General features: G+C 51.6%; 13 protein-coding genes. 10 read left to right on the top strand and 3 right to left on the bottom strand.

The features are described from left to right. Position 1 precedes the first annotated feature (1 nt). From I6E49_RS04435 to menC, 10 genes are all read left to right on the top strand, one after another. Positions 2-1,663: an AMP-binding protein gene (locus tag I6E49_RS04435; RefSeq protein ID WP_235400689.1), complete on the top strand. Its 1,662-nt coding sequence runs from the start codon at positions 2-4 to the stop codon at positions 1,661-1,663. An 18-nt stretch (positions 1,664-1,681) separates the two neighbouring features. Then, entirely contained in the window at positions 1,682-3,358 is a 1,677-nt protein-coding gene (locus tag I6E49_RS04430) for an AMP-binding protein (RefSeq protein ID WP_374685162.1), read from the top strand. Between the two features lie 261 nt (positions 3,359-3,619). Next, complete coding sequence (locus I6E49_RS04425) at positions 3,620-6,568, top strand: outer membrane beta-barrel protein (RefSeq protein WP_235400687.1); 2,949 nt, start codon at positions 3,620-3,622, stop codon at positions 6,566-6,568. A gap of 243 nt (positions 6,569-6,811) precedes the next feature. Further along, positions 6,812-7,861 carry a 3-dehydroquinate synthase gene (aroB, locus tag I6E49_RS04420; RefSeq protein ID WP_235400686.1) on the top strand — a complete coding sequence of 350 codons (1,050 nt, stop codon included), beginning with the start codon at positions 6,812-6,814 and terminating at the stop codon, positions 7,859-7,861. A gap of 24 nt (positions 7,862-7,885) precedes the next feature. After that, the gene (locus I6E49_RS04415) at positions 7,886-8,320 is read left to right on the top strand and encodes a PaaI family thioesterase (RefSeq protein ID WP_235392180.1); all 435 of its coding nucleotides are present in this window, start codon (positions 7,886-7,888) and stop codon (positions 8,318-8,320) included. 18 nt (positions 8,321-8,338) lie between these two features. Continuing rightward, complete coding sequence (locus tag I6E49_RS04410; RefSeq protein ID WP_235400684.1) at positions 8,339-9,394, top strand: chorismate-binding protein; 1,056 nt, start codon at positions 8,339-8,341, stop codon at positions 9,392-9,394. Continuing rightward, on the top strand, positions 9,381-11,069 hold the full coding sequence (gene menD, locus I6E49_RS04405) for a 2-succinyl-5-enolpyruvyl-6-hydroxy-3-cyclohexene-1-carboxylic-acid synthase (protein WP_235400683.1): 1,689 nt from the start codon (positions 9,381-9,383) through the stop codon (positions 11,067-11,069). Before I6E49_RS04410 ends, menD begins: the two co-directional genes overlap by 14 nt. Positions 11,070-11,110: 41 nt before the next feature. Then, the gene (gene menB, locus I6E49_RS04400; protein ID WP_235400682.1) at positions 11,111-11,938 is read left to right on the top strand and encodes a 1,4-dihydroxy-2-naphthoyl-CoA synthase; all 828 of its coding nucleotides are present in this window, start codon (positions 11,111-11,113) and stop codon (positions 11,936-11,938) included. Further along, complete coding sequence (locus tag I6E49_RS04395) at positions 11,938-12,663, top strand: ComF family protein (RefSeq protein WP_235400681.1); 726 nt, start codon at positions 11,938-11,940, stop codon at positions 12,661-12,663. Before menB ends, I6E49_RS04395 begins: the two co-directional genes overlap by 1 nt. A gap of 32 nt (positions 12,664-12,695) precedes the next feature. Further along, positions 12,696-13,727 (top strand): o-succinylbenzoate synthase, encoded by a 1,032-nt coding sequence (gene menC, locus I6E49_RS04390; protein WP_235400680.1) that lies wholly within the window; start codon positions 12,696-12,698, stop codon positions 13,725-13,727. Positions 13,728-14,132: 405 nt separating this feature from the next. Here the strand turns inward: menC and xseB are convergent, their stop codons facing one another. Genes xseB through I6E49_RS04375 form a run of 3 tightly spaced genes read right to left on the bottom strand, consistent with a single transcriptional unit; the run spans position 14,133 to position 16,388 of the window. Continuing rightward, positions 14,133-14,324, bottom strand: a complete 192-nt coding sequence (gene xseB, locus I6E49_RS04385) for an exodeoxyribonuclease VII small subunit (RefSeq protein ID WP_235400679.1) — start codon at positions 14,322-14,324, stop codon at positions 14,133-14,135. A 2-nt stretch (positions 14,325-14,326) separates the two neighbouring features. Beyond that, the gene (xseA, locus tag I6E49_RS04380) at positions 14,327-15,631 is read right to left on the bottom strand and encodes an exodeoxyribonuclease VII large subunit (RefSeq protein WP_235400677.1); all 1,305 of its coding nucleotides are present in this window, start codon (positions 15,629-15,631) and stop codon (positions 14,327-14,329) included. A 16-nt stretch (positions 15,632-15,647) separates the two neighbouring features. Beyond that, positions 15,648-16,388: a nitroreductase family protein gene (locus I6E49_RS04375; protein WP_235400675.1), complete on the bottom strand. Its 741-nt coding sequence runs from the start codon at positions 16,386-16,388 to the stop codon at positions 15,648-15,650. Positions 16,389-16,444 lie beyond the last annotated feature (56 nt).

Below are 16,444 nucleotides of genomic sequence, written 5' to 3'. Positions count from 1 at the left end.
AATGGAGCAAATACCAAGTTTTAACCAATATATAGAGGACAGCGTAATAAAGTTTTGGGATAAGGACGCATTCACCGACTACAAAGGCGCAACACTGCAATTCCACGATGTAGCACGGAAAATCGAAAAACTCCACATCATGTTCGAAAACAGCGGTGTGAAGCGCGGCGACAAGATAGCCCTGTGCGGACGCAACAGCAGCCACTGGGCTGTGGCATTCCTCGCCACACTGACATACGGCGCTATTGCCGTACCGGTGCAAAACGAGTTCACACCCGAACAGATACACAACATAGTCAATCACAGCGAGTCGAAACTCCTGTTTGTAGGCGACGTGGTGTGCACACAAGTCAACCCAGACATGATGCCGGCTCTCGAAGGCATCGTATACCTGCCCGACTTCTCCATCGTCATATCACGCAGCGAGCAACTTACGTTTGCACGCGAACACCTGAACGAGATATTCGGCAAGCGATATCCGAAATACTTCCGCAAGGAACACATCAGTTACTATAAGGAGCAAAGCCCCGAAGAACTGGCTATGATCAACTACACCAGCGGCACTACGGGATTCTCAAAGGGCGTAATGCTGCCTTACCGCGCACTGTGGGGCAATATCGACTACGTGTTGAAGTGTCTTGCACCCAACGTAAAGCCCGGTTCTAATCTCGTAAGCATTCTGCCAATGGCACACATGTACGGACTGGCAGTAGAATTCCTCTTCGGATTCATCAACGGATGCCACCTGTACTTCCTCAACCGAATGCCGTCGCCGTCGCTTATAGCCGAAGCATTTGCCGAGGTGAAGCCCCGACTCATCGTGGCTGTGCCACTCGTAATAGAGAAAATCATACGTCGCAAGGTGCTGGCAGAGGTGCAGACCAACCGCATGAAGCTACTCTTGAACATGCCCGTTATCAATAAAAAGATAAAGCAGCACATCCGCGACCGCATAATGGAGGCCTTCGGAGGCAACGCATTCGAAATAATCGTAGGTGGAGCACCGCTCAATCAGGGCATCGAGGAATTCCTCAACAGCGTGGGAGTGCCCGTCACCATCGGCTACGGCACCACCGAGACCGCACCGCTCATCACCTTTGCCAACTACGACAAATACAAAATAGCGTCGTGCGGACCAGTTGTTGACCACATGGAGGCGAAGGTTGTAAGCCCGGATCCAGCCAACGTGCCTGGCGAACTCATCGCCAAGGGCATGAACGTGATGCTCGGCTACTACAAAAACGAGGAAGCCACAAACGCAGTTATTGACAAAGACGGATGGTTTCACACCGGAGATCTCGCCACAATGGAACCAAGCGGACACATATATATCAAAGGACGTATCAAGAACATGCTCCTCGGAGCCAACGGACAGAACGTCTATCCGGAGGAAATCGAGGACAAGCTCAATAATATGCCGCTCGTCGGCGAAAGCATAATAATACAGCGCGACACCAAACTCGTTGCTCTCGTACATCCGGAATTGGAAGACAAGGAAGCAATGGATTTCGACGACGACGACATAAAGGGAATAATGGACGAAAACCTTAAGACCCTCAACAACCAGCTGCCGCCTTTCTGCAAGATAGCGGCAATAGAAATACAGAAAGAGGAATTCCAGAAAACTGCCAAAAAGAGCATCAAGCGATACCTCTACAAATAAATCCTAAAACACCTCACAATGATAAACAAACAAAAAATGGAAATACCGAGTTTTAACGCTCTTATCGAACAGAGCATCATTACCAATTGGGACAAGGATGCCCTGACCGACTTTAAGGGGGCCACTCTGCAATATCACGACGTGGCACGCAAAATAGAGAAACTGCACATCATGTTCGAAAGCAGTGGTGTAGTTAAAGGCGACAAGATCGCTTTATGCGGACGTAACAGTTCAAACTGGGCTGTTGCATTCCTTGCTACACTCACCTACGGAGCCGTTGCAGTACCTATATTGCACGAATTTACTGCTGACCAGATTCACAACATCGTCAATCACAGCGAAGCCAAGCTGCTCTTCGTAGGCGACTATGTGGCTACAATCATCGACCAGACAAAGATGCCCGACCTCGAAGGCATCATCTACATACCCGACTACTCGCTCGTAGTGTCGCGCACCGACAAACTCACCTATGCACGCGAACACCTCAACGAGATGTTCGGAAAGAAATATCCTAAGTATTTCCGCAAGGAACACGTACACTACTACAAGGAGCAGAGTCCTGACGAGCTGGCTCTCATCAACTACACCAGTGGAACCACCGGCTTCTCGAAGGGCGTTATGATTCCATATCGTGCTTTGTGGAGCAACTACGACTTCGCTATCTCGGTTTTGGGCAAGATTATCAAGAAGGGGGACAACATCATCAGCATCCTGCCTATGGCACACATGTACGGCATGGCATTTGAGTTCTTATTTGAATTCTTGTTCGGATGCCACGTGTTCTACCTCACACGCATACCGTCGCCAGCCATCATCGCAGCCGCATTTGCCGAGGTGAAGCCTGCTATCATCATCGCTGTGCCTCTCATTATCGAGAAGATCATCCGCAAGAAGGTATTCCCCAAGATACAGAACAACCGCATGCGCATCCTGCTGAACATGCCTATCGTGAGCAAGAAGGTGAACGAGAAGATAAAGGAGCAGGTTGTCAAGGCATTCGGTGGCAACTTCTACGAAATCATTGTAGGCGGTGCAGCCTTCAATCAGGAAGTAGAGCAGTTCCTCAAGCGCATCGGATTCCCCTACACCGTAGGCTACGGCGCTACTGAGTGTGCCCCTATAATCTGCTATGCCGACCACAACGACTTTGTACAAGGTTCATGCGGCAAGCCAGTAGTACACATGGAGGTGAAGATTGACAGTCCTGATCCAGCCAATGTACCCGGAGAAATCCTGGCACGCGGACTCAACGTCATGCTGGGCTACTACAAAAACGAGGAAGCAACAGCCTCAACTCTCGATGCAGAGGGATGGTATCACACCGGCGACCTCGGACTTATGGACGCTGACGGCAACGTATTCATCAAGGGACGTTCGAAGAATATGCTGCTCGGAGCTTCGGGTCAGAACATATATCCGGAGGAAATCGAGGACAAACTCAACTCATTGGCTATGGTGAACGAGTCGGTTGTAGTGCAGCGCGGCGAGAAACTCGTCGGTCTTGTATATCCCGACTTCGACGAAGCCGACACTATGCGCCTCAACGATGCCGATCTTGAGAAGATAATGGAGCAGAACCGTCAGGAACTCAACGCCGTACAACCACCCTACTGCCGTCTGTCGGCAATAGAGATTGTGAAGGAAGAGTTTGAGAAGACACCTAAGAAGAGTATCAAGCGATATCTCTACAAATAAAGCAAACTCCTACAAACAAGGATATAACAGCAAAAACAACATTGATATGCATCATCATTTATGTATAACAATGTTGTTTTTGCTGTTTTTTGTTTCTTCCGTTTTTACTTTCTACATTTTTTTGTTTCTATATAATTAAACCACAAAGCCATACAAACGTCATAAAAAACGTAAATTGGCATTTGCCTTTTTATTGACAAGAAAACAAAGAATACATAAATAAGAAAATAACAAATACACAAACAAGAAAATAACAACAGAATGAAAAAGATCGTCTTCTTGCTCCTACTTATGCTCTGCGCATTGGGAGCGGCAGCCCAAGACCGCAAAATCACGGGTACGCTGACCGACAAAGACACTCACGAGCGTATGGAGCAGGCAGCCGTACAACTGCTGCGTCAGGACAGTTCGTATGTCAAAGGCAGCGTGACCGATGCCAATGGAGCATTCAGCATCACCGCTCCAAACAACGGAAAGTACATACTGAAGTTCTCCAACGTGGGATACAAGACCCTCTACCGCAACGTGAATGTAAGCAACGACAACAACGTGAACGTTGGAAACATCGTATTCGCATCGTCGGCTATAGCCCTGAAGGGAACCACCGTGACAGCCAATGCTGCCAAGGTGACGCTCAAGAAGGACACCTTCATATACAATGCTACTGCTTTCCGCACTCCAGAAGGTTCTACCATTGAGGAACTGGTGAAGCGTCTGCCGGGTGCGCAAGTGGGCGACGACGGCAAGATTACCATCAACGGCAAGGAGGTGAAGAAGATTAAGGTGGACGGAAAGGAATTCATGGTGGGCGACACCAAGACTGCCATGAAGAACCTGCCTACCAACATCGTAAACCGTATCAAGGCTTACGATGAGAAGAGCGACCTCTCACGTGTCACCGGCATTGACGACGGAAACGAGCAGACCGTGCTCGACTTCGGACTGAAACCGGGCATGAACAAGGGTATGTTCTCCAACGCCGACCTTGCATACGGAACACACGACCGATTTGCCGAACGCCTTATGGGTGCCTACTTCAACTCGAAGATACGCGTAATGGGATTCGGCTCGCTCAACAATACCAACGACATGGGATTCGGACGCGGCTCGTTCGGAGGCGGACGCAACGGTCTGAACACATCAAAGATGGTGGGCACCAACTTCAACTACGACAATGGCAAGACATTTTCGTGGGACGGTTCGGTGAGATGGAATCATAGTAACGGCAACACACAGTCGAAGTCGTCATCCGAGAACTTCGTGAGTTCGTCGAAATCGTTTGCCAATTCGCTCAACAAACAGTTCACACGCAGCAACTCATGGAATGCCCAGATGCGATTCGAGTGGAAACCCGACACGATGACCAACATCATGTTCCGCCCGTCGATGAGCCTGTCGTCAAGCGACGGACGCTCGGCTTCCACCTCTGCACAGTTCAACGACGACCCCTACTCGTACACCGACGACCCGCTGTCGGACAAAGGCATCAGCACAATGGCAGAAGCCGACAAGATGGTGAACACCTCGAAGTCAAACTCGATAAGCTACAGCGACAGCAAACAGTTTGGCGGAATGCTGCAATTAAACCGCAAGCTTGGCAACCGCGGACGCAACGTCACACTGCGCGGCGACTTCAACTATAAGGACGGCGACAGCAAATCGTTATCCACCAACAACGTCCATCTGTATCAGATAAAGATGAAGGACAATCCTCTCGCCGACTCTACCTACCAGACAAACCGCTACAACGTGACGCCGACCAAGACGTACAGCTACAGCGTACAGACTACATACAGCGAGCCGTTGTGGAAGGCTACGTTCCTGCAGATGAGCTATCAGTTCAAGTATTCGTACAGCAAGAGCGACCGTGCCACATACAATTTCTCCAATCTGGGCGAAGACTTCTTCGGCACTCTCACTCCGCAATACCGCCAATGGGACAGCTATCTCAGTCTGCTCGACAAGCCCTACACCGAATATGAGGACAAGTCGCTGAGCCGCTACTCTGAATATAAGAACTATACGCACGACATCGACCTGATGTTCCGCATGCTCCGACAGAAGTATCAGCTCAACTTCGGTGTGAAAGTACAGCCGCAGACATCCAAGTTCATACAGGACTATCAGGGCAAATACGTCGACACCGTGCGCACCGTGACCAACATCACGCCGACACTCGACTTACGCTACCGCTTCTCGAAGGTGAGCCAGCTGCGCATCAACTATCGAGGCTCAACGTCGCAACCCTCAATGACCGACCTGCTCGACATCACCGACGACAGCGATCCGCTCAACATCAGCAAGGGTAATCCCGGATTGAAGCCATCGTTCACCAACAATCTGCGCGCCGAATACAACAACTACATCGAGAAACACCAGATGTCGATAATGACAAGCGTCAACTACTCCAACACGCGCAACTCCATCGGCTACAAGGTGACGTACGACGAGAAGACCGGCGGACGCATAAGCCGACCAGAGAACATCAACGGCAACTGGAACGCTTCGGGCATGTTCATATTCAATATGGCCATCGACACCACGGGCTACTGGAACATCAACACATTCACCAACGTCGACTACCAGAACCGTGTGGGCTATCTGTCGCTCAACCGCAACGCCGACTCGCAGCGCAACGTGACAAAGTCGACAAGCGTAAGCGAACGCCTCGCTATGAGCTTCCGCAACTCATGGCTTGAGGTAGAGCTTGACGGCTCGATGGACTATATGCACGCCCGCAACAACCTGCAGCCGCAGAGCAATCTCGACACATGGCAGTTTGCCTACGGCGGAACCATCAACCTCACCGCACCGTGGGGTACAAGCCTATCGACCGACATACACCAGAACTCACGCCGAGGCTATTCCGACAAGTCGATGAACACCAACGAGCTGATTTGGAACGCACAGCTGTCGCAAGGTTTTATGCGCGGACGTGCATTGACAATATCACTCCAGTTCTACGACATACTCAAGAATCAGAGCAACTTCTCGCGTACTGTGTCGGCAACAAGCCGCAGCGACGTAGAGTACAACTCCATCAACAGCTACGCAATGCTGCACGTCATCTACCGACTCAATCTCTTCGGAGGCAAGCAAGCACGACGCGGCGGACAATACGGACCAAGCAACCGCCGACCAGGATATGGACGCCCACCAATGGGTGGCGGACGCATGCCGATGATGCGCATGGGCAGACCGATGATGTAATAACAACCAATTTCACCAAGAGATTCCAACCCTCTCGAAAAGGAGTCCTTTTGAGTTGCAAAAGGAGCCCTTTTGACAGGCAAAAGGAGTCCTTTTGGATAGTAAAAGTAGTCCTTTTGCAAGTCAAAAGGGCTACTTTTTTTTATACCCCATTATATTTGATGATGATATGAGTGCAATTTGCGGATTTTTAGTTAAATTTGTAGGTGAATAAACAGCATAAGAATAAACACGTTGAGCCTTATGAAACAGAAAGTAGTAATTTCGGGAAACCTCGAGCGCGACCTTGTAAACGCCATATCAGAATGTGAGCACGACCGCATTTTCGTACTCACCGACGAAACAACACAACAATTGTGCTGGCCCAAAATCAAGAACTTCAAAGCACTCAAAAACAGCACCCCAATAATCATCAAAGCCACCGACACTCACAAAAACCTCGACACACTCTCGCAGGTGTGGCAGGCGCTGAGCAACGGCGGAGCCACACGCCACTCGCTGATGATAAATCTCGGCGGCGGAATGGTGACCGACCTCGGAGGCTTTGCGGCAAGCACATTCAAGCGAGGCATCGACTTCATCAACATACCCACAACGCTCCTGGCAATGGTCGACGCTTCAGTGGGAGGCAAGACAGGCATCAACTTCGGCGGACTGAAGAACGAAATCGGCGTGTTCTCCGACAGCCGCTTCGTCATCATCAACACACAATTCCTTGACACACTCGACCACGACAACATCTGCTCGGGCTATGCCGAGATGCTCAAGCACGGACTCATCTCCGACGAACACACATGGGCAGAACTGGTGACATTCGATCTTGACACACCCGACCTCAGCCAGCTGCAACACATGGTGGCAGAATCCATCAAGGTGAAAGAGCGCATCGTCGAAGCCGACCCACACGAGCACGGCATACGCAAGGCACTGAACCTGGGCCATACTATGGGACATGCCTTCGAATCGTTTGCCATGCGACGCGGCACACCGATACTGCACGGATACGCAGTGGCGTACGGACTCATCAGCGAACTGTATATGAGCGCACGCAAGACGGCTTTCCCCACCGACCGCATGCACCAGACCGTACGCTTCATACGCGAAAACTACGGCACATTCAACATCACATGCGACGACTACCCGACACTCATCGAACTGATGCGCCACGACAAGAAGAACACGTCGGGCATCATCAACTTCACACTTCTGGGCAATGTCGGCGACATACGCATCAACCAGACTGCTAACGAAGAAGAAATAAAGGAGGCTCTCGACTTCTTCCGCGAAGGATAGAGCATCAATTATAAAAAACAAGATATGGACATAGAAAGAATTAAAGAGATACGACTGAAACAAGACGGACTGTCGAACACGCTCGGCATGGAGTTTCTGTCGACACCCGACCCCGACACCTGTCAGGCACGAATGAAGGTTGACAGCCGCAACCGTCAGGTATTCGGATTTCTCAGCGGTGGCGCCACACTGGCGCTAGCAGAGAATCTGGCAGGTGTAGGCTCAATGACTTTGTGCCCCAACAACATCTGCGTGGGCATCAACGTCAGCGGAAGCCACGTCAAGGCGGTGCGCGAAGGCGACACCGTCACAGCCACAGCACGCATACTGCACAAGGGGAAAACCCTGCACCAGTGGCACATCGAAATATGTAACGGAGCCGGCGAACTCATATCGTCGGTAGAGATCACCAACTTTGTAATGAAAGGCAAGGATGTGGGCAAGCCCCAAAAAGAATAGCACCCACAATAAGACAATATGAGTTTTGTATATTTCCGACTGCCCAACACCACACTCGTCGTTCACAACAAACTGAACGACGAGCCTGAAGAATTGTCAACGGCAGCCGAACTGAACGGACGAAGCGGATTTGTCATTGCACCTTTCGCTCCGTCGACCGACATGCCCATACTGCTTGTACCAACCCAATGGGAAACGATTGAGCCATCGCAGCTGCACACTCTTGTCTCAGCCACTGGCAACACACAAATGTCGACCACGCTGAACAGCTGCGACAGCACTGCCGAACGCACGCAATACAACGCCGACTTCAACCGCTTTCACGCCGAACTGATGGCAGGACGCTTCGCCAAAATCGTATTGGCACGCAGCACCCGTCTCACAGCTACAGCACGCATAAGCGCACTGACACTGTTCGCACGAGCCTGCCAGCTCTATCCGCGCATGTTCATAGCACTCTATTCAACCAAGCGCAGCGGCACATGGCTTGTCGCTACGCCCGAGACTCTGATTGGCGGACATTGCGGACAGATGCACACCATGGCTCTGGCGGGCACTATGCGACCTGGAACGGGCGAATGGAGCGACAAGAACAAGCGTGAACAGAAATATGTAGAAACGTATATCACCGAATGTGTAAGGCAATTCTCGGACGACATCAACGTCGAAGGACCATACACTACGTATGCTGCCGACCTGCAACACCTGCGCTCCGACATACGTTTCAGCATGAACGACACTGCGCTCATAGGCAATGTGGTGGACGCTCTGCATCCTACACCTGCCGTATGCGGCATTCCGAAGGACGCGACACGACGCTTCATCATCGACAACGAGTCGCAACCGCGTGGCTACTACAGCGGTTTTGCCGGACCATTCAATCCGAATGGCGACACCCACCTGTTCGTAACGCTCAGATGTATGCACATCGAGAGCGAGGCGGAAGACTCTGCCGTGTACCGGCTCTTTGCCGGAGGCGGACTGCTGGCAGACAGCACCGAGCAGGACGAATGGAACGAGACTGAAGCCAAGATGAATACTATAAGAAAACTATTCGACTATGTACAGCAATAAGGAAAACGTCAACATACTCACTTCGCTGCTCCTTGAATATGGTGTCAGCGACGCTGTGGTGTGCCCAGGCAGCCGCAACGCACCCATCGTGCACAACCTCAGCGTGTGTGAGGCAATACGCTGCCGACCCGTTACCGACGAACGTTCGGCGGCTTTCTACGCTCTCGGACTGGCTATAGCCACCCGACGCCCTACCGTAGTGTGCGTAACGTCAGGCTCAGCATTGCTCAACGTGATGCCGGCTGTGGCTGAAGCAGCCTATCAGCATGTTCCGCTTGTAGTCATTTCTGCCGACCGTCCGCAGCAATGGATTGACCAGCTCGACGGTCAGACCATTCCACAATCAGACGCTCTCGGGCGCTTTGTGCGCAAGGCTGTGCAACTGCCCGAACCTCATAACGACGAAGAACGATGGCTGTGCCGTCGACTTGTCAACGAAGCCATGCACCTTGCTACGTGCCGACAGGATGCACCCGTACACATCAACGTGCCCATCAGCGAACCGCTGTTTGAATTCAGCACCGAGCAACTGCCCCAACTCAGCCGCTTCAACAACATCAAGCGTGCTGTAATCAAGGACGCTTCGATGGATATGCCCGACGCTTTCCATGAGGCAAAGCGCCCCATGATTGTGATTGGACAACTGGCTCACGGCACCATCTCGCACGAAACAATACGCTCGCTGAGCGAGAGGTATGTGGTAATGAGCGAACCGCTGTCAAACCCTTCGTACATGACAATTCACTTCGACGAAGCCATCAGATATATAGTCAGCGACAACAGTAGCATCAACGACGACGAAGACGACAAGACGGCATACTATCCAGACTACGTCATCTACGTAGGCGACACGCTCGTAAGCAAACCCGCACGCCGCTTTCTGCGCAATGCAAAGGCTCCGTCGTGCCTCATCACACCCGATGCGGCAGACATTCACGACCCGCTTATGACGCTGACCGACATCGTAGAATGCGACACCGACAGTATTAACGCATTGCTTGCAAGTCTGTGCGAGACTCCCGACACCGACGAACGATGCCGATTCCACGACCGCTGGCAGTCGTTCCTCGACGCATGTGCAGCCCATGCCGATGCCTACGCACCCGAATACTCGCAGATGGCAACTGTAAAATACTTTGAAGAGCAGCTTGCCGACCTCGACATAGATATATGCGTTCACTACGCCAACAGCTCAGCCGTACGCTTGGCGTGCATCTACGCACAGCATTATGTATGGTGCAACCGTGGCGTCAACGGCATTGAAGGTTCGCTGTCGACGGCTGCCGGATTCTCGCTCGCAACGCACGACATGACTGTTTGTGTGATAGGCGACCTGAGCTTCTTCTACGACCAGAACGCCCTTTGGAACTCCAACCTGCGCGGCAATCTTCGTATCATACTGCTCAACAATCGCGGTGGCGGCATATTCAGACAACTGCCAGGACTCAGCGACAGTCCGGCTGCCGACGATCTGGTCATGGCGAGTCACGAAAACACGGCTCAAGGCATCTGCACCCAAAACGATATAGGCTACATGTCGGCAAAAAACATGGACGAAATGCAGATTGGCATCGTGACATTGCTTACACGCGAGAGCGAACGACCGATGCTGCTCGAAGTGTTCACCGACAGCAACGACGACGTAAAGGCGCTTGAAAAATACTTCAAGCTGTAAAGGATTGTAATGTAAATATTCAATAAACCCAAATAAGAACAATGGAAAATAGAGAATGGAAGAAGATCGAAGGCTTCGACTTCAAAGAAATATTGTTTGACGAATACAACGGTATCGCCAAGATAACAATTAACCGTCCGCGCTATCGCAACGCCTTCACACCTCGCACAACGTGGGAGATGTCGCAGGCATTTGCATGGTGTCGCGAGGCTCAGCACATCAGTGTGGTCATCCTTACGGGTGCCGGCGACAAGGCATTCTGCTCGGGTGGCGACATGCACGTTAAGGGTCGTGGCGGATATGTAGGCGATGACGGTGTGCCACGCCTCAACGTTCTCGATGTGCAGAAGCAGATACGATCACTGCCAAAGCCCGTAATAGCAATGGTAAACGGATACGCCATCGGTGGCGGACACGTGCTTCACCTCATGTGCGACCTCACTATTGCCAGCGACAACGCCATCTTCGGACAGACAGGACCTAAGGTTGGTTCGTTCGACGCTGGTTTTGGTGCCAGCTATCTGGCTCGTATCGTGGGTCAGAAGAAGGCTCGCGAGATATGGTTCTTGTGCCGTCAGTACTCAGCCATTGAAGCCGAGCGTATGGGAATGGTCAACAAGGTGGTGCCGTTCGACCAGCTTGAGGACACTTGCGTAGAATGGGCACAGATCATGATGGAACGTTCGCCGTTGGCACTGCGCATGATTAAGGCAGGACTCAACGCCGAACTCGACGGTCAGGCGGGCATACAGGAGCTGGCAGGCGACGCTACCATGCTCTACTATATGCTCGACGAGGCTCAAGAAGGAGGCAAGGCATTCCTCGAAAAGCGCAAGCCCGACTTCAGCAAGTATCCCAAACTGCCTTAATGAAAAGCAAGACAGCTATAACGAAGCGGCTGCTCACGCTATGGCGCAGCCTCATCGACCTGATAGCACCACGTGCTTGCGAGATGTGCGGCACCCGACTTGGCATCAACGAGAGGCTCATCTGCACCACATGCAACGCTCTGCTGCCACGCACCGACGACGCCTCGTCGCCCTACGACAACCACACTGCACGGCGGTTGTGGGGACTTGTGCCGGTGGAGCGGTGTGCATCGTTCGTGAAATATCATCCTCACACACCCTTCGCAACCCTCATCTACCGACTGAAGTATGGCGGACGCGAAGACATTGGTGAGGAAATAGGACGAATGATGGCTGCCGACTATATGCCGTCGGGATTCTTCGACGGCATTGATGCAATTGTGCCTATGCCGCTACACAAAAAGCGCCGACGCGAACGTGGATACAACCAGAGCTGTGAGGTGGCACGCGGCATAAGCGAACTGACTCATATACCAGTGCGTGAGGACATCGTTGAGCGCGTGCGTTACACCCAAAGCCAGACGCAGACCAAAGCTACATCACGCTCAACTAACGTAAGCGGTGCCTTCGCACTGAAACAAGGACAGCATCCAAGCGGTATGCACATACTGCTCATCGACGACATCATCACTACCGGCGCGACGCTGACAGCATGCGCAACGGAAATAGCGAAGCTTGAGGATGTGACGATAAGCATTATGACTATTGGAAGAACTGAAGACTGACACGCCCCACTCATCAACCAACTATAATAACAATGAGATACAAGATAAGCATCACGCCGCGCACGCTGCACTTCAAGCAACCTGCCGGAACATCGCGCGGAGTGTACAATACACGCAAGTCGTGGTTTGTAGAGATTGAGGACAGCGAGCGTCCGGGATGCAAGGGCGTGGGCGAATGTGCTCCTCTGCCCGACCTCAGTTGCGACGCGCGCCCCGAATACGAGAAGACTCTGGAGTCAATCTGCCGTATGATAGAACTGACTGGCAACGTCAACTACGACATGCTGCGCCCCTATCCTTCCATACTTTTTGGTATAGAGACAGCCATGACCGACCTGCAGAACGGCGGAAAGGGCATGCTCTTCGACACTCCATTCACACGTGGCGAGGAAGGTATAACAATAAACGGACTGGTATGGATGGGCAGTCATGACGAGATGCTTGCCCGACTGGAATCGAAAATGGAAGCAGGATTCCACTGTGTGAAGCTGAAAATCGGTGCTATCGAATTCGATAGCGAGCTCGACCTGATACGTCACATACGCCAGGCTTTCACAAAGGAACAGATAGAATTGCGTGTCGACGCCAACGGCGGATTCACATTCGAGGACGCTCCGAGCCGACTCGAACAACTGGCTCGCTACGACATACACTCCATTGAACAACCCATACGCCAGCATCAATGGGCGCGTATGGCTCAACTGTGTGCTTCGTCGCCGATACCCATTGCCCTCGACGAGGAACTTATAGGCGTGAACATGCCCGGAATGAAGAAGGAACTGCTAGACACCATTCGTCCGCAATACATAATACTTAAACCGTCGCTGCACGGCGGAATAAGCGGCACACGCGAATGGATAGACATGGCGCACCAACGTGGCATCGGCTCGTGGATAACGAGTGCGCTTGAGAGCAATGTCGGACTCAACGCCGTGGCACAATTGGCAGCCGACGTATATGGGCCCAACATCAGTATGCCACAAGGATTGGGCACCGGTATGCTATTCACCGACAACATTGAGATGCCACTCACAATACGTGGCGAGAAGCTTTGGCGTGTTTAGGAGTTTTGAATTTTGAGTTTTGAGTTTTGAATTGTTCTCGGCTACGCCTGCGATTGTGAATTATTCAATTTCGAATCAAACAATTAACATTCAACACTTAACATCTCTCACAATAATTCGTGACAAAACGATTGCATGGTCTTTGTCACGAATTATCATGAATTCACCATGAATTCAAGTGATACATTAATATATGACATCCTTAATTCGTGAATAATTTATGGTAATTCGTGACAAAACAATTGCGTGGTCTTTGTCACAAATTATCATGAATTCGCAATGAAATCAAGTGATACATTAATATATGACATCCATAATTCGTGAATAATTTATGGTAATTCGTGACAAAACGATTGCGTGGTCTTTGTCACGAATTATTGTGAGAAATGTCGGATGAGCCGATGATTATTTCTCCTCAAGCACAGCCTTTATCTCGGCATCGGTCTTAGTGAGCTTGTCCTTGCACAGCTTTATAAGTTTCTGCGCAGTCTTCAGTTGCTCGCAGAGCGAGTCAATGTCAAGCTCACCGTTCTCCATCTTATCGGCAATGGACTGCAATTGGTTCATTGCCGTTTCGTATTTCATTTCTCTTGCCATAATCATTTGTTTTTGGTTACTACCGAAGTGAATTTTCCTTTTTCCACACGCGTTTCCACAACAGCCCCTTCGGGCAGTTCCGTGGCATTGCGCACGGCACGTCCGTTGTATGTAGTGATGCTGTAGCCGCGCTGCAGAAGTCGCTCAGGATTGACAGCCTCAACACGCTGCTCTATAAGTTGCAGACGATGACGGGCATCTACAAGTTGCCTGTTGACAGCCGACTGAAGCTTCGCCTGCAAGCTGTCTATCTGCATCAATGCCGTAGCAATGCGTCGCTGTGTGGCAGTCTCAATGCGTCGCGCCAACATATCGACACGAGCTTCCTCCTTGGTCTTCACCAACGAGAACATCATGGGGATGCGAGCCGACAGCGACTCCACCCTGACACGCTCGCGCTGCATGCGTCGCTGCGTGCTGTCGACGATGCTCTGGCGTGCCGCATCAATCATAGATTCGGTGCGAACAAGGTTGTCGACGAGCAACTGTGCAGCCGCTGTAGGAGTCTTGACACGTGTATGCGCCACCATGTCGAGAATGCTCTCGTCGCGGTCGTGTCCGATGCCCGTTATGACGGGAAGCGGAAAGTTGGCCACATTCTCAGCCAATGCGAGCGTGTCGAAACCCGAAAGGTCGCTCGTAGCGCCACCACCACGTATTATCACCACAACGTCGAAACTGTCGTGACGGCTGTAAATGCGATTGAGAGCGGCTATAACGCTATGCTCAACAGCCTCGCCCTGCATTGTGGCAGCAAACAATTCCACCTTATATATATAATGTGCGCTATTGTCGTGTAGCTGACGGCAGAAGTCGCCATAGCCTGCAGCCCCATCGCTCGACACCACTGCAATGCGCTGGGCGAACAATGGAAGAGTGAGCTCACGCTGAAGGTCGAACACTCCTTCGGCCTTGAGCTGCGCCACTATCTGCTGACGACGACGGGCAAGGTCGCCCATTGTATATTCGGGATTGATGTCGCTGACTATCCATGAGAACCCGTAGGCAGCATGAAACTGCGCATGCACGCTCAGCATCACCTTCATTCCGGCATGCAGGCGTTGTCCGGTGATGCGCTCGAACATAGGTCGGAGCATGCACCATCGTGAAGCCCAGCACTTGGCAGAGGCTTTTGCAATGGGCGTATTTGAGAGTTCGTCCTTCTCGACAAGCTCCATGTAGCAATGGCCACGCACCTCCCGCAGTTCGGAAATCTCTGCCACCACCCAATAATCGCCCTGCATGTCGATGTCAATGACCGAAGCCACGATAGAGTTGAGTTCGTATAGGGATAATGTCTTAGTCATTCGATAGTTGTTATCATTACTTCAGAAATCCCTGACGGCGCAACACGTCCATCAGTCCTGCCGACATAGCCTCATTGTCCTTCTTGGTGTAGCGACAATCGGTAAACACCTGGGCGAGCGTCTGCTTGTTGTTGATGCGACAGAACTCTTTGCTCTCCTCAAGCGCTTCCTTCTCGGCATAGAACCGGTTGATGCTCTCGGGCGTATAGTCGTGATAGGTCTCGCTGTGCATGATAGCGTCAAGCGGAAGGCGGTCGGTCAGTTCGGGTTGCTCGTCGGGCCATCCCAACGTAATCGTTGCAACCGGCACCACGAGCTCGGGCAGCTGCAATGTGTCGATAATCATCTGCGGCATGTAGACCGTAGTGCCAAGGAAGCAGCATCCCAATCCCTCCTCCTCAACCAGATTGCAGAATGTCTGGCAGAAGAGCAGAGCATCGGTGGCTGCATTCTGATACGAAAGCATATTGTCATAACCCGGCTGTGCATCGCGGTTTTCACACCATACGGTGGTGCGGCGAGTGTCGGCGCAGAACGTCAACACTACAGGTGCCTCGGTGACCATAGGCTGATTGAAATGAGCAGGAGCCAGACGGCGCTTCATCTCGTCGCTGCGAGTCACCACAACACTGTAGAACTGCAGGTTGCCCATGGTCTGCGTGCGCTCAGCCTCAGCCAGCAATCGGCGCAACAGTTGGTCGTCTACGGGTCGGTCGGCATAACGGCGTATGCTGAGACGTGTGTTTATTGTCTTCATATGTCTTCTGTTTTATGTGTATATGTATAGGCAAAGGTACACAAAAAAACTTATTT

Source organism: Leyella stercorea (assembly GCF_021531655.1).
Note: the sequence above shows the minus strand (reverse complement) of the source record. Positions and strands in the feature narration are given on the sequence as shown.

Coding starts and splice junctions, on each gene's coding strand:
- xseA (WP_235400677.1), bottom strand. CDS start 15,631: ATGACTAAGACATTATCCCTATACGAACTCAACTCTATCGTGGCTTCG.
- I6E49_RS04410 (WP_235400684.1), top strand. CDS start 8,339: ATGAGTTTTGTATATTTCCGACTGCCCAACACCACACTCGTCGTTCAC.
- aroB (WP_235400686.1), top strand. CDS start 6,812: ATGAAACAGAAAGTAGTAATTTCGGGAAACCTCGAGCGCGACCTTGTA.
- I6E49_RS04415 (WP_235392180.1), top strand. CDS start 7,886: ATGGACATAGAAAGAATTAAAGAGATACGACTGAAACAAGACGGACTG.
- xseB (WP_235400679.1), bottom strand. CDS start 14,324: ATGGCAAGAGAAATGAAATACGAAACGGCAATGAACCAATTGCAGTCC.
- I6E49_RS04425 (WP_235400687.1), top strand. CDS start 3,620: ATGAAAAAGATCGTCTTCTTGCTCCTACTTATGCTCTGCGCATTGGGA.
- menD (WP_235400683.1), top strand. CDS start 9,381: ATGTACAGCAATAAGGAAAACGTCAACATACTCACTTCGCTGCTCCTT.
- I6E49_RS04375 (WP_235400675.1), bottom strand. CDS start 16,388: ATGAAGACAATAAACACACGTCTCAGCATACGCCGTTATGCCGACCGA.
- I6E49_RS04435 (WP_235400689.1), top strand. CDS start 2: ATGGAGCAAATACCAAGTTTTAACCAATATATAGAGGACAGCGTAATA.
- I6E49_RS04430 (WP_374685162.1), top strand. CDS start 1,682: ATGATAAACAAACAAAAAATGGAAATACCGAGTTTTAACGCTCTTATC.
- menC (WP_235400680.1), top strand. CDS start 12,696: ATGAGATACAAGATAAGCATCACGCCGCGCACGCTGCACTTCAAGCAA.
- menB (WP_235400682.1), top strand. CDS start 11,111: ATGGAAAATAGAGAATGGAAGAAGATCGAAGGCTTCGACTTCAAAGAA.
- I6E49_RS04395 (WP_235400681.1), top strand. CDS start 11,938: ATGAAAAGCAAGACAGCTATAACGAAGCGGCTGCTCACGCTATGGCGC.